Consider the following 20,150-nt stretch of genomic DNA (forward strand, 5'->3'; position numbering starts at 1 on the left):
TGGTTAGGCTGTGGCGTGGTCGGGACCGCCGGTCCTGCATGACGACAGAGGAGGGACCGATGGCGCGCACCGAGAGCGACATCGTGATCGCCGCGCCCGCGTCCACCGTCATGGCGGTGATCGCCGACTTCGAGTCCTATCCCTCGTGGGCGACGGGCATGCAGGAGGTCACCGTGCTCAAAGCCGGTGACGACGGTCGCGCCGAGGAGGTGCGGTTCCTGCTGGCCGCCCCGCCCATCCGCGACGAGTTCACATTGGGTTACCGGTGGGAGGGCGATGACGCCGTCTCCTGGAGCATGGTCGGTGACGCGTCCATGCTCACTGCCATGGACGGCGCGTACCGGCTCGACCGGGTCGCCGCCGACACCACCCGGGTGACCTACCAGCTGCGGGTCGACGTCTCGGTGCCGCTGCTCGGGATGCTCAAGCGCAAGGCCGAGAAGGTCATCGTCGACACCGCCTTGAAGGGTCTGAAGAAGCGGGTCGAATCTGTTGACGTCTGAGCGAAGAACGGGGGAGCAGCATGGCTGAGCGACTCGCCGTCGGGATCGACATCGGAGGCACGAAGATCGCCGCCGGCGTCGTCGACGAGGACGGCCGCGTCGTAGCCCGAGCGCGACGCGAGACGCCCACCACGGACCCGGTGGCGATCGTCGACGCGATCGCCGACGTCACGGCGCAGTTCCGCGCCGAGTACACGGTCCGGGCGATCGGCATCGGTGCCGCGGGCTACGTCGACGTCTCCCAGTCGACCGTCCTGTTCTCTCCCCACCTGGCGTGGCGCCATGAACCGCTCCGGGACGCCGTCGCCCGGCGCACCCGTCTCCCCGTGCTCGTCGACAATGACGCGAACGCCGGCGGCTGGGCCGAATGGCGTTTCGGCGCGGCGCAGAACGAGCCCGACCTCGTGATGGTGACCTTGGGCACCGGCATCGGCGGCGCGATCGTCATCGACGGGCAGCCCTATCGCGGGCACTTCGGCATCGCCGGGGAGTTCGGGCACATGCGCGTCGTCCCGGACGGCCTGCCGTGCGAGTGCGGCAACGTCGGCTGCTGGGAGCAGTACGCCAGCGGCCGGGTGCTGCAGCGCCGCGCCCGCGCGGCGGCGCTCGAGGGCAGCGAGTTCGGCCGCAAACTCCTCGCGGAGGCCGGCGGCGACCTCGAGCGGGTCGACGGAGCGTCGGTCGGGCGGCACGCCCTCGCCGGCAACGAGGTGGCCCGAGCCTGGGTCAGCGATGTCGGCGACTGGCTGGGTGTGGGCCTGGCCAACGTGGCCGCCGCGGTCGACCCCGGTCTGTTCGTGATCGGTGGCGGCGTGAGCGAGAACGGCGAGCTGCTTCTCAGCCCGGCGCGCGCTGCGTTCGCGCGCACCTTGACGGGGCGCGGCTACCGCGCTGAGGCACGCATCGTCGGTGCCCACCTGGGGCCGGACGCCGGTCTGATCGGTGCCGCCGACATGGCCCGGCTTACAGCGCGGCGCCGTCGTCTGGCCAATCCCGGTGGGAGGGTCCGCGCTCGGGCAGGTGCCAGACCAGCCAGGCCACCGAGACGACCGCGACGAGTGTGAGCACGGCGAGCACCTCGGCAGGGAGCCAGAAGCCCACGACGGCCGACAGCAGCGCCAGCACCGGAGCCGCCGCGACGCCCGCCCACGCCAACCCCGTGCCCCGCGCGGGACGCAGCCGCGCGGGCGGAACCTGGCGGTAGAACGGCTCCTCCTCCACCTCGTCGGCGTCACGCAGTTCGTGGGGGAGTTCGTCGGCCTCGGCGGCGGCGCGCTGACGTTCTTCCTCGCGCCGGGCGTGCTCGGCCGCGGCCTCGTCCAGATCGGGCAGGCCCTCCACGTCCAGCTCGAGCCCCTCGACGATCCGGTCGAACTCGTCGCGCTCGTCGCGCTCGGTCATGACCACATCCTCGCACCGCCGAGGGCGCGAGGGCGAGGGGAGGTATCGTCCTCTCGTGCTCTACTGGTTCTTGAAGTACCTGGCGCTGGGTCCGCTGCTGCGCGTGATCTTTCGTCCGTTCGCCGAAGGGCTCGAGAACGTGCCGCGTCAGGGGCCGGTGATCCTGGCCGCCAACCACCTGTCGTACAGCGACTGGCTGTTCATGCCGCTCGTCATGCCGCGCCGCGTCACGTTCGTGGCCAAGGCCGAGTACTTCGAGTCGCCCGGCGTCAAAGGCTGGTTGCAGAAGAAGTTCTTCGGCGGCACCGGCCAGGTCCCGATCGACCGCACGAGCGGATCGGCTGCGGCCGGCGCTCTCAAGACTCAGTTGCGGCTGCTGTCCGAAGGGCAGGTGTGCGGCATCTTCCCCGAGGGCACGCGCTCGCACGACGGCAAGCTCTACCGGGGTCGCACCGGCGTCGCGCGCCTCGCGCTCGAGGCCAAGGTGCCGGTCATCCCGGTGGCCGTGCTCAACACGGACATCATCGCGCCGCCGGGCAAGGTCTTCGGCCGGTTCGCCCGGCCCGGGGTGAAGTTCGGTCGGCCACTCGACTTCAGCCGCTACGAGGGCCTGGAGTCCGACCGCTTCATCCTGCGGGCGATCACCGACGAGATCATGTACGAGATCATGAATCTCACCGGTCAGGAGTACGTCGACCTCTACGCGCAGGACGCCAAGAAGCGCGACAAGGAGCTGGCCGAGGCCGCCGCGGCGGAGCGTGAGAAGGCCGAGTCCGACGAAGTCTGGGATGAGCTGAACGAGTGAGCCCGTCCGCACGATGAAACCGCGTCTCACGGGGCGAGGAGCCCCGCGTATCCTGGTGCGGTGAGCATTCCCAGCCTTGACGACCTCCATGCGATCGGCGCCGCCCAGCAGCCGACGTATGCCGATCAGGTCGAGCGCGATCGTGCGGTCGACACGCTGCGGAAGATGCCCCCGCTCGTGTTTGCGGGCGAATGCGACGCGCTGCGCGACAAGATGGCCGCGGTGGCCCGTGGCGAGGCGTTCCTCCTTCAGGGCGGCGACTGCGCCGAGACTCTGGAGGGCGTGACGGCGGAGAACACGCGGAACAAGCTGCGCGTGCTCCTGTCGATGGCCGTCGTGCTGACGTACGCCGCGAGCGTGCCGGTCGTCAAGGTCGGCCGTCTCGCCGGGCAGTTCGCCAAGCCCCGCTCCAGCGACACCGAGACCCGTGAGGGCGTCACGTTGCCGGCCTACCGGGGCGACGCCGTCAACGGCTTCGACTTCACCCCGGAGGCGCGTCGTCACGACCCGCAGCGCCTCCTGGACGTCTACCATGCCTCGAGCGCCACGCTGAACCTCATCCGCGCGTTCACCACCGGCGGATACGCCGATCTGCGACAGATGCACGTGTGGAACACCGACTTCGTCCGCAACAGCCCCGTGGGGGAGCGGTACGAGCGGATGGGCGCCGAGATCGACCGGGCGCTCGCGTTCATGGAGGCCATCGGCGCCGACCCGGCCGAGCTCCATACCGTGGACTTCTACTCCTCCCACGAGGCACTCATCCTCGAGTACGAACACGCACTCACCCGCATCGATTCGCGGACGCAGCTGCCGTACGACGTGTCGGGTCACTTCCTGTGGATCGGCGAGCGCACCCGGCAGCTCGACGGCGCACACGTCGAACTGCTGAGTCGGATCGCCAACCCCATCGGTGTCAAGCTCGGCCCGACGAGCACTCCCGACGACGCGATCGCGCTGTACGAGAAGCTCAACCCCGAGCGGATCCCCGGCAAGGTCACGTTCGTGACCCGCTTCGGCGCCGACAAGATCCGCGACCTGCTGCCGCACCTCATCGAGAAGGTCAGCGCGGCCGGGGTCGAGGTCGCGTGGGTCACCGACCCGATGCATGGCAACACCTTCGCCACCGAGAACGGCTACAAGACGCGCGACTTCGATGCAGTCATCGACGAGGTGCGCGGGTTCTTCGAGGTCCACCGCGCGCTCGGCACCTGGCCCGGCGGCCTGCACGTCGAGCTGACCGGTGACGACGTGACGGAGTGCGTCGGCGGCGGCTCGCGTCTGTCGGCGGCCGACCTCGCGCACCGTTACGAGACGCTGTGCGACCCGCGACTCAACCGCGCACAGTCGCTCGAACTGGCCTTCCTCGTCGCGGAGATGCTCTCGGGGCGCTGAGACACGCACCCGGCCGTACCCAACCACCGGGGTGAGGGCGCGGGTGAGTCCGGTCAGCTGAGGAAGACGGTGACGGTCTCGCCCTTGCGGCGTTCCGTTCCGGCGCTCGGGCTCTGGAAGCGCACCTTCGCGCCGTCGCCGGCGAGGGGGTTGCGGGTGGCGTTGAGCTTGAGCCCCGCCTCCTCGACCGCCTTCTTGGCATCGGCCTCGGACTTGCCGCCGAGGTCGGGCACCTTGACCATCTCGGGGCCCTTCGACACGACGAGGGTGACGGTGTCGCCACGGAACGCGGTGCCACCCTGCGGCTGCTGGGAGATCACCCGCCCCTCCTCGACGTCGTCGCTGAACTCCTCCTGGACGTTCACCAGGAATCCGACGCCCTGCAGCCCGTTGCGGGCTTCGTCGATCGGTGTGCCGACGTAGTCGGTGATCGCGATGGGCTCGCGGCCCTTGCTCACGACGATGTCGAGTGCGGTGTCGCGCTTGACCTGCGCCCCGACGTCGTAGTTGGTCACGCGGATGATGCTGCCTTGCGGGATCTCCTCGTGGAACTCCTCGGTCGTGTCGCCGAGCTTGAGATTGAGCGATCCCACGATCGTCTGCGCCTCATCGACCGTCTTGCCGGCGAGGTCGGGGACCTCGTAGCGCTCCTTGCCCTTGGACAAGGTCACGGTGATGGTGGTGTCGGGCAGGATCTGCTCGCCGGCGGCCGGATCGGTGGAGATGACGTGATCGGCTGGGACGTCCTCGGAGAACGCGGCGGGAGCGAATTCGACCTCGAAACCGTCCGCCTGTGCGGTCTTCACCGCGTCGTCGCGTGACAGCCCGGTGAGTTCGGGAGCGTCGACGTAACGGCCGACTGCGACATACCACCCGCCGAGCGCCGTCAGCACGAGCGCGATCAGCGCGGCGATGAGGAGGAACAGGCCCCGGCGGGACTTCTCGCGTCGGGGTGCCTCCTTCTCGACAACCTCGTCGGGCTGGACTGGCGCGGGCTGGGACCAGGCGACGGTGGGTTCGGCGATCGCGGTCGTGTGCGCGGTGTCGGCGGCCGAGCCGAGCGCGGCGAGGTCGACGGCCTGGGTCGGCTCGTCCTCACTGTCCCGGGGTGAGGTCGGCAGCAGATCCGCCGCGAGCTCGGGATCGTCCTCGGCGCCGTCGGCGAGCGCGCGCCGCACCTGCCGGACTTGGTGCAGCAGCGCGCGGGCGTCGGGGGAGCGGCGTTCGGGATCGCGCGATGTAGCCCGTGCGACCAGCGCGTCGACGTAGTCGGGCAGACCGCCCACGAGCGTCGACGGTGCCGGGACGTCGACGTTGACGTGCATGTACGCGACCTGGATGGGCGTATCGGCCACGTGCGGCTTGCGGCCGGTGAGCATCTCGAAGAGCATCGCCCCGCACGCGTACACGTCGGCGCGAGGGTCCGAGCCGCGGTGCAGGACGACCTCCGGCGCCAGGTAGGAGACCGTGCCGATGAGGGCGCCGCCGCTGTGCGTCGTCGAGGTGCTCACGGCGCGCGCCAGCCCGAAGTCCGCCACCTTGACCTCGCCGGTCGGCGTGATGAGGACGTTCTCGGGCTTGACGTCGCGGTGGATGAGTTTCGCCGCGTGCGCCTCGGACAACGCCTGCAGGATGGGGTCGAGGTAGGCGAGCGCCTGCTGGGGTGACATCGGGGCCTCGTCACGGAGCACGTCGCGCAGGGTGCGCCCCGGGACGTACTCCATGACGAGGTAGGTGAAGTCGCCGTCGGTGCCCTGGTCGAAGACCGCCACGACACTGCGGTGGTTGAGTTTGGCGGCCGCCTTGGCCTCGGAGACGAAACGCTGCCGGAAATCATCGGCGTCGCCGAGGCCGGCGTGCATGATCTTGACCGCGACGATGCGGTCGAGGCGCAGGTCGGTGGCGCGGAAGACACTGGCCATGCCACCGCGCGCGATCCGCTCGTGGATCACGTAACGGCCGTCGAGCGTGTGCCCGACCAGCGCTTGATCGCCGGTGACCGTCACCGATACCTCCTCGCGGCATGCGTCGTGGGCCGGCCGGCCCGGACCCTTTGAGTGTAGAGAACCGCCGCGAAACTCCCGTCGATTCGCGGCGCTGCGGCGCGCCTCGTCAGCGGTGTCGACGCGTCGCGGCTCGAGCCAGCGGCGTGAGGATCCTGACCGCCTCGGGACCGAGGGCCGCCAGAGCATCGTCGGCCTCGCGTTCGAGGCGGGCGATGTCGTCCTCGACGTCGGCGCGGGCCCCACTGGACTCGATGAGCGCGGCGAGTTCGTCGACGCCGTGTTCATGACCGAGCAGACCGAGGACGCGGTCCGCGCCGAGGCGCTCGGCCGCCCGGGCGACGAGCACCGTGCGTTTGCCCTCACGCAGGTCGTCGCCGGTGGGCTTGCCGGTCGCGGCGGCGTCGCCGAAGACGCCGAGCACGTCGTCACGCAGCTGGAACGCCTCACCGAGGGGAAGGGCCACGCGGGTCAGGCCGGCGAGCAGGGCGTCGTCGGCGCCGGCGAGGGTCGCACCGACGTGCAGCGGACGCTCGATCGTGTAGGTCGCCGCCTTGAATCGCACCACCCGCATGGCGTCCTCGACACTCAACTCACGGCGCGTCTGCGCCAGCACGTCGAGGAACTGCCCCGCGATGACCTCGGTCTTGGCCAGATCCCAGAAGCGGAGCGCCCGCGTCAGGTGCCAGTCGGTGCCCTCGGGGACGCGCCGGATCTGCTCGTCGGCCCAGCTGAGCAGCAGGTCGCCGAGCAGGATCGCGGTCTGGCTCCCGAAGGCGACAGGATCGCCGGAGCGTCCCTCCTGGCGATGCTGCGCCTCGAACGCGCGGTGCACGCTCGGACGGCCGCGGCGGGTATCCGAACCGTCCATGAGGTCGTCGTGGACGAGCGCGCTGCCTTGAAGCCACTCGAACGCGGCCGCGGCGCGGGCGATGCGGGGGTCGTCCGGATCGCCGCCGGCGATCTGCCAGCCGGCGAAGCAGAAGAGGGGCCGGAGCAGTTTGCCTCCGGCGACGAACGCCGCGGCAGCGTCGACGAGCTCGGTCAGCGGGGCCGCGATGTCGGACAGCCGCGCGCGCTGCGCCGCGGCGACGGCGTGCAACTCGTGCTCGACGCGCTCCCGGAATGTGGAATCGTCGAGCGGGGTGGTCACATCCATCACGATACCGTTGGCACGTGCCCGCATCCGACCGCTCCCTCGTCGACGCTCTGCGCGACGAGCGCCCCACCACGTCGTTCGAGTTCTTCCCGCCCAAGGACGATGAGGGCGAGGAGCAGCTGTGGCGCACGATCTCGGAGCTGGAGCCGCTCGCCCCGACGTTCGTCTCGGTGACCTACGGCGCCGGCGGCACCAGCCAGGAGCGCACGGTCCGCATCACCGAGCGGATCGCCCGCGGTTCGTCGATGAAGCCGGTCGGCCACCTGACCCTGGTCGGCCAGAGCACGGCGGAGATCGAGTCGGTCCTCAAGCAGTACCTCGCGGCGGGCGTCGACCACGTGCTGGCGCTGCGCGGCGATCCCCAGGGCGGCCCGCGGGCTCCGTGGGAGGGTCACCCCGAGGGCATGAATCACGCCATCGAACTCGTGGAACTCGCGGAGCGCATGGGCGGGATCACCGTCGGCGTGGCCGCGTTCCCCGAGGGGCATCCCGACGCCGAGAGTCTCGAGGCGTGCGCCGAGGTGCTGGTGGCCAAAGCTCGCGCGGGTGCCGAGTTCGCGATCACCCAGCTGTTCTTCCGCGCCAGCGACTATGTCGAGCTCGTCGAGCGGGTTCGCGGCCTCGGGTGCGATCTGCCGATCATCCCGGGCATCATGCCGATCCTCAACTTCGGGCAGGTGGCGCGCATGGCCGAGCTCTCCGGGGCGGCCATGCCGGCGGAGGTCCTCGAGCAGATCGAACCGATCGCCGAGGACCGTGCGGCGGTGCGCGCGAAGGGCATCGAGCTCGCCACCCAGCTGTGCCGCGACGTCCTCGACGCGGGCGCGCCGGGACTGCACTTCATGACGCTCAACCGCTCCAAGGCCACCCGGGAGATCTTCGAGACGCTGCGCGCCGAAGGCCGCATCTGAGCGGTCCCGGTCAGCGGCGCGGCACCTCTCCGAGGTGACCGGCCACCGCGGCGGTCGCGAGCCCGACGAGCTCGAGCGTCGACCCCGGGTGGGCGTGCGCGCCGGCGAAGAACAGACCGTGTCGCGCCGCAACCCCCGGACGTTGCGCCGCCGCGCGCCATCCGCGCCAGGCCCAGCCGTCGTGCCCGAGTCCGACGAGTTCGCGCGGCGCGAGGTCGCGGCGGGCGGTCACCAGCGGCCGCCAGTCCATCCCGGCGCTCGCCAGGACGTCGAGGACGTCTCCGCCAGCCCGGTTCTCCGCGACCCAGTGGCGAGGACCGGACTGCCAGAGGCGCACGGGGAGCTCGGCGTGCACCACGATCTCCTCGGGGAGGTCGAGGGGCTCGCGCAGCACGAGCAGCGAACGCGGCGCCGGAATCCGTCGCACCAACGACGGTTCGCGGTAGGAGCGGGGCAGCTCCGGAGCGCACCACACCACCACCTCGGCGTCGACAGTGCCGTCGGCGGTCTCGACACCGCTGACTGCTCCGTCGGCGTACCTCACGTCCAGGGCGCGCGTCGACCGCACCACGTCGACCTTCCGCTCGCCGGTCCGTCGCTCGAGCGCGGCGGCGAGCGCGGGAAGCCCGCCGGCGAAGCGCCACCGCCCGAAGTTGCGCTCGGCGTAGTGCCACACGCTCGTGTAGGCGGGTGTGTGCGCGGGGTCGTCGCCGGCCAGCCTCACCGGATCGAGCACCAGGGTGCGGAAACGGCGGTCGCGGAAGGCCGACCGGGCCGCCTGCCGTACGGTCCGCCGCGGCCGCAGCAGCCGCCGATACGGCCGCTCGAGCCCGCCGTCATAGACCTCGTCGAACATGCGGCGCCGCACGCCGTCCCACACCGGCCCCAGCGAGTCCACCCACGGGGACCACGGATCCGATCCGAACGTCTCGACCACCGCGTCGTGCTGGGCACCGCGGGTGCCGAACGGCAGGTCGAGAACGTCGCGACGTCGGCCCCGCACCACGATGTGCCGGCGCGGGCCGGCCGGGGAGATGTCGATGACGCGGTCCATCGTGCGGCCGGACTTGCGGAAGAAGTCGCGGAAGACGCCCGGCAGCGTCACGGTCTCGGGGGAGAGGTGCCAGGCGTGGTCGTCCCATTCGAGGCCGCGCAACCGGCCGCCGAGGGTTCCGGACGCTTCCAGCAGAGTCACGTCGTGCCGCAGCTTCGCGAGGCGCGCGGCCGCCGTCAGGCCGGCGAAGCCACCACCGACGATCACCACGCGGGCCATGGCGGCAGCATACGACCGTGGGGCCGAGGCCGGTCCCCTAGGCTGTGGTCATGGGTCCGGTACGCGGTGAGGTCATGTGGCAGGCGGTGCGCGACGCGCTGGATGTCGCGACGGCCGGCAGCAGTCAGGTCCTTCGCGTGCTCGACCTCGGAGGCGGCACGGGCAGCGACGCGGTACGCGTCGCCCAAGCCGGCCACGAGGTGACCGTCGTCGACCCGAGCCCGGACGCGCTCGCGGCACTGGCCCGACGAGCCGATGAGGCCGGCGTCGAGATCCGCCACGTGCTGGGTGACACCGGAGACCTCGGTGATCACGTCCCGGCGGCGTCGGTCGACCTCGTGCTGTGCCACGGCGTGCTCGAGTACGTCGAGGACCCCGACGCGGCCCTCGCAGCCGTCGCCACCGCGCTCGTGCCCGAGGGTCTGGTGAGCGTGGCCGTGGCGGGTCGAGTCGGCGGGGCGCTGGCGCGGGCGGTCACCGGAGACTTCGCCGGCGCGCTGGCCCTCGTGGAGCGTCCACTCGACGCGTGGGACGTGCGCGATCACGGTCCCCGCCGCTTCTTCGCCGAGGAACTCGACGCCCTGCTGGAGGCGCACGGGTTCGCGGCCGCTCCCACCCGTGGACTGCGGGTCTTCGCCGACCTGGTCCCGAGCTCCGTCGTCGACACGGAACCGGGTGCTCGGGAGGCGCTGTTCGCCCTGGAACAATCGGCTCGCAGCCGCCGCGATTTCTCCACCTGCTCGGGTGGTCTCCAGCAGATCGCACGCCTAGAATCGAAGTAACCACCCGACCGAGGAGTCCACCGTGCCGCTCTCTGACGAAGAGGCCCGCCTGCTGGCCCAGCTCGAGCAGTCGCTGGCCGAGGAAGATCCCGACTTCGCGTCCACTCTGCGCGGTTCGAAGCTGGCCGCGCAGTATCGCAAGTTCGCTGTGCTGGCCGCGGTCGGATTCATCGCGGCCGTCGCCATGCTGCTGGCCGGCGCGGTCACCGCCACCACCTGGCTCGGTGTGGTCGGTTTCGTCGCCATGGTGGCCAGCGCCTACGCCTTCATCCGCACCTGGCGGCGCGGCATGATGGGCGGCGGCGAGGAGGGCAGGCCGAGGTCGCCGCAGCCCAAGGGCTCGGGTTCGGGGTCCTTCGTCGACCGGATGGAGGAGCGCTGGAACCGTCGTCAGGACGACGGACGCTGATCATGCTCCACTGACGCACCACTTCCCACCACTCAACCGCCCCACCGCGAGGTGAGGGCGGTTTTTCTATGCCCCGCAGGCAAAAAGCCGGCGGGGCTTTCGTCTGCTCCCGCCACGACACGCGCCGTGTCGACGTGTCTGTGGCGGAAAGGTGGTGCAAAGTGGGTTAAGGTGGTGCAAAATGGAGCAACTGGTGGAGGAGCAGCTCATGTGGCTCATGGCGCGAGGTGAGGAGGGCCGTGGTGAATCCCGACGTCACCAACTTCTTCGGCACCTACACCCCGCGTCTGGACGACAAGGGGCGCCTCTTCCTGCCCGCCAAGTTCCGGCCCCGGCTCGAGCACGGCGTGATCCTCACGCGGGGTCAGGAGCACTGCATCTACGGCTGGACGCCCGAGGCGTTCACGGAGTTCACCGATCGGGTGCGCTCGACGCCGTTCACCAACCGGCAGGCGCGCAACTTCCTGCGGATGCTGTTCTCCGGCGCGTCATCGGAGACGCCGGACAAGCAGGGGAGGATCTCGATCCCTCCCGTGCTGCGGGAGTGGGCGAGTCTCGGCCGCGACTGCACGGTCGTCGGTGCGATGGACCGCATCGAGATCTGGGACTCACAGCGTTGGGACGAGTTCTCCGCCGAGCAGGAGGACACCTTCGCGGACATGTCCGACGAGGTGATGCCGGGCATCTTCTGACGGTAGCGGGCTCAGATGCCCGCCTGGGTGGATCTGACATCCCTTCCCCGGTGTCAGAACCACGCGGGCGGGGATCTGTCCCCACGACCGCGCCAGGAGCTGCCCCGCGGTTGCGACGGCAGATCGCCGAGCGCTGCGCCGTGATGGCGGTGTCGCTCGGCGGGTCCGCCGCAGTGACCGCCGTGATCGCGTTCGCCCTGGGGTCCCTATGACACCGGCGCAGCACGTGCCGGTCCTGCGCGAACGGGTCCTCGCACTGCTCGCGCCCGCCATCGAGGCGTCGACGGCTCCCGTGATCGTGGACGCCACCCTCGGACTCGGCGGCCACGCAGAGGCCATGCTCCAGCGCTTCGAGCAGGTGAGGGTGGTCGGCATCGATCGTGACCCCGACGCGCTGCGACGGGCGAGCGAACGACTGGCACCGTTCGGTGATCGCTTCGTGGGCGTCCACGCGGTCTATGACGCCATCGCCGACGCGACGGCCGCCGCCGGCGTCGAGCGAGTGGCCGGCCTGCTGTTCGACCTCGGGGTGTCGTCGATGCAACTCGATCAGGCCGAGCGCGGCTTCGCCTACGCCCAGGACGCTCCGCTCGACATGCGGATGAACCCCGGCGACCCCCTGACAGCCGCCGACGTCCTCAACACCTACGAGGCGGCCGAGCTGGCGCGGGTGCTGCGCGAGTACGGCGAGGAGAAGTTCGCCCGCCGCATCGCCGACGCCGTCGTGCGAGCGCGGGCGGAGGAGCCGTTCACCACGAGCGCGCGGCTCGTCGAGCTCGTCCGCGACGCGATCCCGGCACCGGCACGCAGGACCGGAGGACACCCGGCCAAGCGGACGTTCCAGGCGCTGCGGATCGAGGTCAACGACGAGCTGGGAGCGGCGCGTCGCGCTCTGCCCGCCGCCCTTGAGCACACCGCGGTGGGCGGTCGCGTCGTCGTGATGGCCTACCACTCGCTCGAGGACCGCATCACCAAACGGGTCTTCGCCCAGGCCACGACGTCCACGGCGCCGCCGGGGCTCCCGGTGGTGCCTGCGGAGCACGAGGCGAAGTTCCGACTCGTCACCCGTGGCGCGGAGAAGGCCTCCGACGCCGAGATCGCTGAGAACCCCCGCGCGAAGCCGGTCCGGCTGCGCGCCGTCGAGAGGATCACCGCATGAGCGCACGAGGTACTGCCGCCGCCCATGCAGGCCGCGCGCTCGTCGCCCGCGGCCACGAGGTCCGATCAGCCGGGCTGCGCCTGGTCGCGCCGGTTCGCCAGCGTGCGCACAAGGCGCCGTTCGTCGTCGTGCTGCTGGGAGTGCTCGGTCTCGGTCTCGTCGGTCTCATCGTCATGAGCACGCTCATGCAGGCGCAGTCGTTCCAGCTCTCCGAGCTCTCGCGCGAGGCGGAGAGCCTGCAGATCCAACGGCAGGCACTCGAGCGCGAGCTGCAGGACCTGCAGAGTCCGCAGTCCCTCGCCAAGAAGGCCGCCGACGACGGCATGGTGCCGCCGGCGACGCCGGTGTTCCTGCGGCTGACGGACGGCGCCGTCATCGGCCAGCCGATCCCGGCCGAACCCGGAGGTGCGCCGTGACGACTGCGGTGACGCGCCGACGCTTGCGCTTCTGTCTCATCGTCGTGCTCGCGGTGTTCCTGTTGTTCGGAGCACGCCTGTTCCAGATCCAGGGCGTCGACGCCAAGGCGTACGCCGCGATGGCGGTGCAGACCGGGACGGCGACCACGACCGTGCCCGCCCCGCGCGGCGAGATCCTCGACCGCAACGGCGTCGAGTTGGCCTCGAACGTCGACGGGCTCACGATCACGGCCGATCCGAGCATGACCGCCGAGCACGCTCCGCAGATCGCCCGCATCCTCTACGAGAAGCTGCCCGATCGCATCGACTACTTCGAGACGATCGAAACCCTGCGTACGCCGGACTCCCGCTTCGTCTACCTCGTGCGCGACCTGCCCGCTTCCGAGGCGACCGACGCGGTCGAGGCCGTCCGCGACGCGTCCTACACCGGCGTCTTCACCGAGAAGGAGGTGCTGCGCAGCTATCCGGGCGGATCGCTGGCGGCCAACCTGCTCGGCTTCACCGACGCCGAGGGCAAGGGCGTCCAGGGCATCGAGCAGATGTACGACGAGACGCTCACCGGCAAGGACGGGTCGAGCACCTTCGAGGTGTCCTCGACGGGACAGCGCATCCCGATGGCCGACAGCACCGTGGAGGAGATGGTGCCCGGCACGTCGGTCAAGACCACGATCGACCGTGACCTGCAGTGGTACGCCGATCAACGGCTCGCCGAGGTCGTCTCGTCCGCCGGCGCCGACTGGGGCCTGGCGATCACGATGGACGTCAAGACGTGCCAGATCCTGCAGATCTCGCAGTCGCCGACATTCGACCCCGACGCCCGGACCGGCATCACCGAGCGCAACACGGTGTCGCGGGCCACCCAGACGGTGTACGAGCCGGGCTCGGTCATGAAGCCGGTCACGATGGCGGCGCTGGCCGACCAGGGCCTCATCGACGCCGACTCCAAGATCCGCGTGCCGAGCCAGATGGTCATCGACGGGTTCCCGATCGGCGACCACTGGGACCACGGCGAACTGCAGATGACCGCCGCCGGCGTGATCGCCCAATCGTCCAACCTCGGCACGATCATCGCCGCCCAGCAGATGGACGACGAGACTTTCCACGACTACCTGAGCAAGTTCGGGTTCGGCAGGGCGACCGGGGTCGAGCTGCCCGGTGAATCGGCGGGCATCCTGGAGAAGGCGGACAGCTGGACCGACGCCAAGCACGCCACGACCTCGTTCGGGCAGGGCATCTCGGTCACCGCCATGCAGATGATGCGGGCGCTCGGTGCCATCGCGAACGACGGCGTGGCATGTGACCCCACGGTCGTGGAGTCGACGATCGCGCCGGACGGCACCGAGACCCCCAACGAGGCGGGGAAGTCCGAACGGGTCGTCTCCTCGGAGGCCGCGGCGCAGGTCACGCGCATGATGGAGGCCGTCACCGCCGACGACGGCACGGCCCCTGCGGCGCAGATCGAGGGGTACCGCGTGGCGGGCAAGACCGGCACCGCGTGGCGCGTCAACCCGGAGACCGGCCGGTACGTCCGCGGTCAGAACACCGTGTCGTTCGCCGGCTTCGCGCCGGCCGACAAGCCGCGATTCCTCACCTATGTCGTCATCGACAAGCCCCCGGCGAGCGCCGGTGGTGGCTCGCTCGCCGGACCGGTGTTCCACGACATCATGTCGATGACCTTGGAGCGTTTCGGCGTCACTCCGACGGGGTCCGCGCCGCCCAAGGTCGAGCAGTACTGGTGATCGCCTCCCGAGCGGTGCGCGCGAGCGTGACGCAGTAGGTTGGGAGCCGTGGAGGAAGCGTCGATGAGAGTACGTCCGCGGGCGCTGCCGCACCGCTCGCTGCGGTCCATCGCCCGGCAGCTGGGTGCCCGTGCCTTCGGCGAGGCCGAGGTGACGGGGTTGAGCCTCAACACCGCCGATGTCGTCCCCGGCGACCTGTATGCCGCGCTCCCGGGGTCGACGACGCACGGCGGCCGGTACGCGCCGCAGGCGGTGAGTGAGGGCGCCGTCGCGGTGCTGACCGACGCGGCCGGTCTGCAGTGCGTGCCGGACGACGTGCCCTACATCGTGCTGGAGAACCCGCGGGCCGTGCTGCCCGAACTCGCAGCGGAGCTGTACGACCACCCCACGAAGGCGTTCACGACGATCGGCATCACCGGGACCCAGGGCAAGACCACGAGTACGTACCTGGCCGAAGCGGCGCTCGGTGCGGATCGCAGCGCCGTCATCGGCACGATCGGCACACGCATCGGGGGTGTGCCGGCGCGCTCCGCGCTCACCACGCCCGAAGCGCCCGCGCTCCAGGCGCTCTTCGCCGTGATGCGGGAGGAGGACGTCGAGGTCTGCGCCATGGAGGTCTCGAGCCATGCGCTGGCGCAGGGACGAGTCGACGGCTTCACGTTCGACGTCGGCGTGTTCCTCAATCTCGGCCGCGATCACCTCGACTTCCACGCGGACATGGAGGAGTACTTCGCCGCGAAGGCGAGCCTGCTGACACCGCAGCACGCCAACTCCGGCGTCGTCGTGGTGGACGACGAGTACGGACGGCGCCTGGCCACGGGCTCGACGGTGCCGGTCGTCACGGTCTCGACGCATGGTGACCCGGCCGACTGGCGCGCCGTGGATGTCGTCGCTCACCCGACCGGCACGACGGCTCGACTGCTGGGACCCGAGGGCGTCGAGGTCGACCTCTCCGTGCCGTTGCCGGGCACGTTCAACGTCGCCAACGCAGCCGCAGTCGTCGCGGCGCTCGCCGTCCAGGGCCACGACCCGCAGGAGGCGGCGCGTGGGATCGCGGAGAGCGCGGGCGTTCCGGGCCGGATGGAGCGGGTGGACGCCGGGCAGGATTTCACTGCGGTCGTCGACTACGCGCACAAGCCGGACGCGGTCGTCGCTGTGCTCGACGCGCTGCGGCCCATGACCACGGGACGACTCATCATCGTGATCGGCGCAGGCGGCGACCGCGACCACGGCAAGCGGCCGCTCATGGGTGCCGCAGCAGCCCAGCACGCTGACGTCGTCATCGTCACCGACGACAACCCCCGCACGGAGGAACCCGGTGCCATCCGCGCTGCGGTCCTTCGTGGAGCGCGCGGCACGAGCGCCACGGTCAGGGAGGTCGCGGGCCGGAAGGCGGCGATCGCGGAGGCCGTCGCCATGGCCGGCCCCGGTGACACCGTCGTGATCGCCGGCAAGGGGCACGAGCGGGGACAGGAGATCGCCGGAGTGGTGCATCCCTTCGACGATCGCGACGTCCTGCGCGAGTGTCTCGAGGCGCGCGCGTGATCGCCGGCCTCACCCTCGGCGACATCGCCTCGGTGGTGGACGGCCGGCTCGTCGATGCGGCGGCCGACGTCACGGTCGACGGGCCCGTCGTGATCGATTCGCGTGAGGTGCGTCCGGGTGCCCTGTTCGCCGCGCTCGAGGGAGAGCACGTGGACGGGCACGACTATGCGGCGTCCTCGATCGCGGACGGTGCGGTTGCGGTGCTGGCCACGCGTGACGTCGACGTGCCCTCGATCCTCGTCGACGACGTGACGGCCGCGCTCGCGGCACTGGCGCGGCACGTGCTGGACCGTCTGCGTGAGCAGGGGAACCTGACCGTCGTCGGCATCACCGGCTCTGCGGGTAAGACGAGCGTCAAGGACATGCTCGGCTCGGTGCTCAGCGCGGCAGGCCCGACGATCGCGCCGCAAGGCTCCTTCAACAACGAGCTCGGCGTCCCGCTCACCGTGCTGCGAGCCGACGAGGAGACGCGCTACCTCGTCGTGGAGATGGGGGCGCGGGGCATCGGCCACATCGCGCACCTGTGTCGCATCGCACCGCCCGAGGTCGGGGTGGTGCTCAACGTCGGTTCCGCCCACGCCTCGGAGTTCGGCTCGCCCGAGGCGACCGCCCAGGCGAAGGGGGAGCTCGTCGAGGCCCTGCCGCCGTACGGGACCGCCGTGCTCAACGCCGACGACGTGCGCGTCGCGGCGATGGCGGCCCGCACCGCGGCTCGCGTCGCCTCCTTCGGCCGTGCTGGCGAGGACATCCGCTTCCTCGGAGCACCTGAACTCGACGCTCAGGGCCACCCGCATCTGCAGGTGATCGTCGACGGAGAAGAACACGACCTCACCGTGCCGCAGTTGGGGGAGCATCAAGTGGTCAATGCCGCCGCGGCGCTCGCCGCCGCGCGGGCCGCGGGCGTGTCGACCGAGGATGCCCTTGCGTCGTTGGCAGCGGCGGGTGCGGGATCGCCTATGCGAATGGAGCGGCACGTGCGCGAGGACGGGCTCACCGTGCTCAACGATGCGTACAACGCCAATCCCGAGTCGATGGCGGCCGCCCTCCGCACCCTCGCCGCTGTCGCTCCGGGAGACCGCGGGGTCGCCGTCCTCGGTGCCATGCTCGAACTCGGCGACGCGAGCGAGGAGCATCACGAGGTCGTCGGTCGGCTCGCTGCGACGCTGGGGGTGGGGCGGGTCCTGGTCGTCGGCGACGAGGCGGCACCCATCGCACGCGGGGCCGGATCGATCGCGGAGGTCGTCCCGACGGCCGACGCGGCGATCCGTAGACTCATGGCTAGTCTGCGACCGGACCAGGTGGTGCTTGTGAAAGCATCGAGGGGCGAACGTCTCGAACGTGTCGCCGAGGCCCTGCTCGCAGACTGATGCCGTCGTCACCCACCGAAAGGAACCCCTTGCCGTGCTTGCCGTCCTGATCGCCGGTGCCATCGGTATGCTCGGCACCCTCATCGGGACGAGATTCGCCATCCAGGTGCTCGTGGCCAAGGGGTACGGCCAGCTGATCCGCGACGACGGACCGACCTCGCACCACACCAAGCGCGGGACCCCGACGATGGGCGGTCTCGTCATCATCATCTCGGTCCTGCTGGCGTATCTCGTCGCCAAGCTCGCCACCGGGTTCACTCCCAGCGCGTCGGCGCTCCTGCTGCTCTTCCTCTTCACGGGCCTGGGCGCGATCGGCTTCCTCGACGACTACATCAAGATCTCCAAGCAGCGTTCCCTCGGACTGCGCAGCAAGGCCAAGATGATCGGCCAGATCGCGGTGGGCCTGATCTTCGCGATCCTCGCGATCCGATGGGAGGACGAGAACGGCCAGACGCCGATCACGCACGCGGTGTCCTTCACCCGCGACATCCCGGGCTGGACCCTGCCTACGATCCTGCTCGTCCTGTGGGTGCTCGTGCTCATCGCCGGCACCTCCAACGGCGTCAACCTCACCGACGGTCTCGACGGGCTCGCCACCGGCGCCTCCGCCATGGTGTTCGCTGCCTACGTCGTCATCAACGTGTGGCAGTTCAATCAGAACTGTGCCTCCGAGAGCGCCGCCGGCTGCTACGAGGTCCGCGACCCGCTCGACCTCGCGGTGGTGGCCTCGGCCCTCACCGGCGCGTGTTTCGGATTCCTGTGGTGGAACACCTATCCGGCCAAGATCTTCATGGGCGACACCGGCTCGCTGTCGCTCGGCGGCGCGATGGCCGGCCTCGCACTCATGACCCGCACCGAGCTGCTGCTGGTCGTGCTCGGCGGCCTCTTCGTCATCATCACCCTCTCGGTGATCCTGCAGGTCGGCTACTTCAAGCTCTCCGGCGGCAAGCGCATCTTCCGCATGGCTCCGTTGCAGCACCACTTCGAGCTCAAAGGCTGGGCGGAGATCACCATCGTCGTCCGCTTCTGGATCATCAGCGGACTATGCGTCGCCACGGCGATGGGCATCTTCTACTGGGAGTGGGTCCGGCTCGCATGAGCGGTGAGCTCAAGGACGTGTCGGCGCTCGGCCGCGAATCCTCGTGGGAGGGCGTTCGGGCGGTCGTGGCCGGCTTCGGCATCAGCGGTTTCGCCGCGGCGGACACACTGACGCACCTGGGCGCGTCGGTCATCGCCGTGGACGAGTCCGAAGGGGACCGCGAGCGTCGCGAGAAGGCCACGCTGCTGCAGATCCTCGGCGCCGACGTGCGTCTGGGGGAGGGGGCCACCGCCACGCTCCCCGACGACGTCGACCTCGTGGTGACCTCGCCGGGCTGGAGGCCGGACACCCCGATGCTCGTGCAGGCCGCCGAGCGCGGCGTCCCCGTGTGGGGTGACGTCGAGCTGGCCTGGCGCTTGCGCGGACCCGATGCCGCTCCGTGGCTCGTCGTCACCGGGACCAACGGCAAGACCACGACGGTGCGGATGCTCGAGAGCATCTTGCAGGCCGCCGGGCTGCGTGCTCGTGCGGTCGGCAACGTCGGTACGCCCGTCCTCGAGGCGGTCATGGACCCGGCCGGATACGACGTCCTGGCCGTCGAACTCTCCAGCTTCCAACTGCACTGGACGACCTCGATGTCGGCCGAGTCAGCCGCCGTCCTCAACATCGCGCCCGACCACTACGACTGGCACGGAGGAGCGGAGGCGTACGCCGCCGCCAAGGGCCGCGCCTACGAACACGTGCAGCGCGCGTGCGTCTACAACGTCGCCGACCCCGAGACCCGGCGCCTGGTCGAGGAGGCCGACGTCGTCGAGGGGGCGCGCGCGATCGGTTTCACGCTCGGCATCCCCGGGCTGAGCGAGCTCGGCGTGGTGGACGGACTGCTCGCGGACCGGGCCTTCGTGGAGAATCGCGCTGAGCAGGCCGCCGAGCTCGGCTCCGTCCGCGACTTGTACTCCGACGCGCCCCACGTCGTCGCCAACGCACTCGCCGCGGCCGCGCTCGCTCGCGCGCACGGAGTGGAGCCCAAGGCGGTGCGCGACGGGCTGCGCGCCTTCCGGCCGGGGCCGCATCGCGTCGCCGACGTCGGCTCGATCGGCGGCGTGCGCTACGTCGACGACTCCAAGGCCACCAACACGCATGCGGCGCTGGCCTCGCTCCGATCGGTCCCGCGCGCCGTCTGGATCGCCGGTGGGCTGGCCAAGGGCCAGACCTTCGACGACCTCGTCACCGAGGCGCGCGACCGGCTCCGCGCGGTCGTCCTCATCGGACGTGATCGAGCGATCATCGCCGACGCGCTCACGCGACACGCGCCCGAAGTCCCCGTGGTGGAGGTCGAGACGGGACAGGATGACCTCATGGATCGCGTCGTCGAGGTCGCCTCGTCGCTGGCTGACGCCGGTGACACGGTGCTGTTGGCCCCCGGCTGCGCGTCCATGGACCAGTTCACCGACTACGCGCACCGCGGTGAGGCGTTCACGGACGCCGTACGACGGCTCGCCGAACGCGCGTAGTCCCGACACTTCCTTCCCCACCCCCGCTCGCCGAAGGA

19 protein-coding genes are annotated in these 20,150 nt (G+C 70.5%); 15 read left to right on the plus strand and 4 right to left on the minus strand.

Annotation, left to right across the window (positions count from 1 at the left end):
- Window positions 1–59: 59 nt before the first annotated feature.
- Window positions 60–503: an SRPBCC family protein gene (locus EHW97_RS10780; RefSeq protein ID WP_124237175.1), complete on the plus strand. Its 444-nt coding sequence runs from the start codon at window positions 60–62 to the stop codon at window positions 501–503.
- A gap of 20 nt (window positions 504–523) precedes the next feature.
- Window positions 524–1,567, plus strand: coding sequence for an ROK family glucokinase (locus EHW97_RS10785; protein ID WP_124237176.1), 1,044 nt, complete (start codon window positions 524–526; stop codon window positions 1,565–1,567).
- Here the strand turns inward: EHW97_RS10785 and EHW97_RS10790 are convergent.
- Window positions 1,467–1,904: a hypothetical protein gene (locus tag EHW97_RS10790; RefSeq protein ID WP_124237177.1), complete on the minus strand. Its 438-nt coding sequence runs from the start codon at window positions 1,902–1,904 to the stop codon at window positions 1,467–1,469. The genes EHW97_RS10785 and EHW97_RS10790 overlap by 101 nt on opposite strands.
- A 55-nt stretch (window positions 1,905–1,959) precedes the next feature.
- On the opposite strand from EHW97_RS10790, the gene EHW97_RS10795 reads away from it, so the two are divergent.
- Both EHW97_RS10795 and EHW97_RS10800 read left to right on the plus strand, forming a co-directional pair.
- Window positions 1,960–2,709 (plus strand): lysophospholipid acyltransferase family protein, encoded by a 750-nt coding sequence (locus tag EHW97_RS10795; RefSeq protein WP_124237178.1) that lies wholly within the window; start codon window positions 1,960–1,962, stop codon window positions 2,707–2,709.
- A gap of 60 nt (window positions 2,710–2,769) precedes the next feature.
- Window positions 2,770–4,104 carry a class II 3-deoxy-7-phosphoheptulonate synthase gene (locus EHW97_RS10800; RefSeq protein ID WP_124237179.1) on the plus strand — a complete coding sequence of 445 codons (1,335 nt, stop codon included), beginning with the start codon at window positions 2,770–2,772 and terminating at the stop codon, window positions 4,102–4,104.
- A gap of 53 nt (window positions 4,105–4,157) precedes the next feature.
- Here the strand turns inward: EHW97_RS10800 and pknB are convergent, their stop codons facing one another.
- Together pknB and EHW97_RS15780 are read right to left on the minus strand one after the other, a co-directional pair.
- Complete coding sequence (pknB, locus tag EHW97_RS10805; protein ID WP_166367483.1) at window positions 4,158–6,110, minus strand: Stk1 family PASTA domain-containing Ser/Thr kinase; 1,953 nt, start codon at window positions 6,108–6,110, stop codon at window positions 4,158–4,160.
- Window positions 6,111–6,216: 106 nt separating this feature from the next.
- On the minus strand, window positions 6,217–7,260 hold the full coding sequence (locus tag EHW97_RS15780; RefSeq protein ID WP_243696402.1) for a polyprenyl synthetase family protein: 1,044 nt from the start codon (window positions 7,258–7,260) through the stop codon (window positions 6,217–6,219).
- Window positions 7,261–7,283: 23 nt separating this feature from the next.
- Between EHW97_RS15780 and metF the strand changes: the two genes are divergently transcribed.
- Window positions 7,284–8,177: a methylenetetrahydrofolate reductase [NAD(P)H] gene (metF, locus tag EHW97_RS10815; RefSeq protein ID WP_124237182.1), complete on the plus strand. Its 894-nt coding sequence runs from the start codon at window positions 7,284–7,286 to the stop codon at window positions 8,175–8,177.
- 10 nt (window positions 8,178–8,187) lie between these two features.
- Here metF and EHW97_RS10820 read toward each other — a convergent pair whose 3' ends face one another.
- On the minus strand, window positions 8,188–9,450 hold the full coding sequence (locus EHW97_RS10820; protein WP_124237183.1) for a phytoene desaturase family protein: 1,263 nt from the start codon (window positions 9,448–9,450) through the stop codon (window positions 8,188–8,190).
- Window positions 9,451–9,500: 50 nt separating this feature from the next.
- Here EHW97_RS10820 and EHW97_RS10825 point away from each other — a divergent pair, with 50 nt between their 5' ends.
- The 10 genes from EHW97_RS10825 (at window position 9,501) to murD (ending at window position 20,112) form a co-directional block, all read left to right on the plus strand.
- On the plus strand, window positions 9,501–10,232 hold the full coding sequence (locus EHW97_RS10825; protein WP_124237184.1) for a methyltransferase: 732 nt from the start codon (window positions 9,501–9,503) through the stop codon (window positions 10,230–10,232).
- A gap of 22 nt (window positions 10,233–10,254) precedes the next feature.
- On the plus strand, window positions 10,255–10,641 hold the full coding sequence (locus EHW97_RS10830) for a DUF3040 domain-containing protein (RefSeq protein ID WP_124237185.1): 387 nt from the start codon (window positions 10,255–10,257) through the stop codon (window positions 10,639–10,641).
- A 239-nt stretch (window positions 10,642–10,880) separates the two neighbouring features.
- Window positions 10,881–11,333 (plus strand): division/cell wall cluster transcriptional repressor MraZ, encoded by a 453-nt coding sequence (mraZ, locus tag EHW97_RS10835; RefSeq protein ID WP_243696403.1) that lies wholly within the window; start codon window positions 10,881–10,883, stop codon window positions 11,331–11,333.
- Between the two features lie 208 nt (window positions 11,334–11,541).
- On the plus strand, window positions 11,542–12,492 hold the full coding sequence (gene rsmH, locus EHW97_RS10840) for a 16S rRNA (cytosine(1402)-N(4))-methyltransferase RsmH (protein ID WP_124237186.1): 951 nt from the start codon (window positions 11,542–11,544) through the stop codon (window positions 12,490–12,492).
- Window positions 12,489–12,908 carry a cell division protein FtsL gene (gene ftsL, locus EHW97_RS10845; RefSeq protein ID WP_124237187.1) on the plus strand — a complete coding sequence of 140 codons (420 nt, stop codon included), beginning with the start codon at window positions 12,489–12,491 and terminating at the stop codon, window positions 12,906–12,908. The genes rsmH and ftsL overlap by 4 nt, the downstream gene beginning before the upstream one ends.
- Entirely contained in the window at window positions 12,905–14,647 is a 1,743-nt protein-coding gene (locus tag EHW97_RS10850; protein WP_124237188.1) for a peptidoglycan D,D-transpeptidase FtsI family protein, read from the plus strand. The genes ftsL and EHW97_RS10850 overlap by 4 nt, the downstream gene beginning before the upstream one ends.
- A 63-nt stretch (window positions 14,648–14,710) precedes the next feature.
- Entirely contained in the window at window positions 14,711–16,192 is a 1,482-nt protein-coding gene (locus EHW97_RS10855; protein WP_124237189.1) for a UDP-N-acetylmuramoyl-L-alanyl-D-glutamate--2,6-diaminopimelate ligase, read from the plus strand.
- Window positions 16,189–17,559: a UDP-N-acetylmuramoyl-tripeptide--D-alanyl-D-alanine ligase gene (locus EHW97_RS10860; protein WP_378079922.1), complete on the plus strand. Its 1,371-nt coding sequence runs from the start codon at window positions 16,189–16,191 to the stop codon at window positions 17,557–17,559. Before EHW97_RS10855 ends, EHW97_RS10860 begins: the two co-directional genes overlap by 4 nt.
- A 34-nt stretch (window positions 17,560–17,593) precedes the next feature.
- Window positions 17,594–18,658 carry a phospho-N-acetylmuramoyl-pentapeptide-transferase gene (gene mraY / locus EHW97_RS10865; RefSeq protein WP_124237190.1) on the plus strand — a complete coding sequence of 355 codons (1,065 nt, stop codon included), beginning with the start codon at window positions 17,594–17,596 and terminating at the stop codon, window positions 18,656–18,658.
- Window positions 18,634–20,112 (plus strand): UDP-N-acetylmuramoyl-L-alanine--D-glutamate ligase, encoded by a 1,479-nt coding sequence (gene murD / locus EHW97_RS10870; protein ID WP_378079925.1) that lies wholly within the window; start codon window positions 18,634–18,636, stop codon window positions 20,110–20,112. The genes mraY and murD overlap by 25 nt, the downstream gene beginning before the upstream one ends.
- The last annotated feature ends 38 nt before the right edge of the window (window positions 20,113–20,150 follow it).

The sequence above is a fragment of the Aeromicrobium camelliae genome (assembly GCF_003850045.1).
Lineage (GTDB): Bacteria > Actinomycetota > Actinomycetes > Propionibacteriales > Nocardioidaceae > Aeromicrobium > Aeromicrobium camelliae.

Coding starts and splice junctions, on each gene's coding strand:
- EHW97_RS10780 (WP_124237175.1), top strand. CDS start 60: ATGGCGCGCACCGAGAGCGACATCGTGATCGCCGCGCCCGCGTCCACC.
- EHW97_RS10785 (WP_124237176.1), top strand. CDS start 524: ATGGCTGAGCGACTCGCCGTCGGGATCGACATCGGAGGCACGAAGATC.
- EHW97_RS10790 (WP_124237177.1), bottom strand. CDS start 1,904: ATGACCGAGCGCGACGAGCGCGACGAGTTCGACCGGATCGTCGAGGGG.
- EHW97_RS10820 (WP_124237183.1), bottom strand. CDS start 9,450: ATGGCCCGCGTGGTGATCGTCGGTGGTGGCTTCGCCGGCCTGACGGCG.
- EHW97_RS10825 (WP_124237184.1), top strand. CDS start 9,501: ATGGGTCCGGTACGCGGTGAGGTCATGTGGCAGGCGGTGCGCGACGCG.
- rsmH (WP_124237186.1), top strand. CDS start 11,542: ATGACACCGGCGCAGCACGTGCCGGTCCTGCGCGAACGGGTCCTCGCA.
- ftsL (WP_124237187.1), top strand. CDS start 12,489: ATGAGCGCACGAGGTACTGCCGCCGCCCATGCAGGCCGCGCGCTCGTC.
- EHW97_RS10855 (WP_124237189.1), top strand. CDS start 14,711: ATGAGAGTACGTCCGCGGGCGCTGCCGCACCGCTCGCTGCGGTCCATC.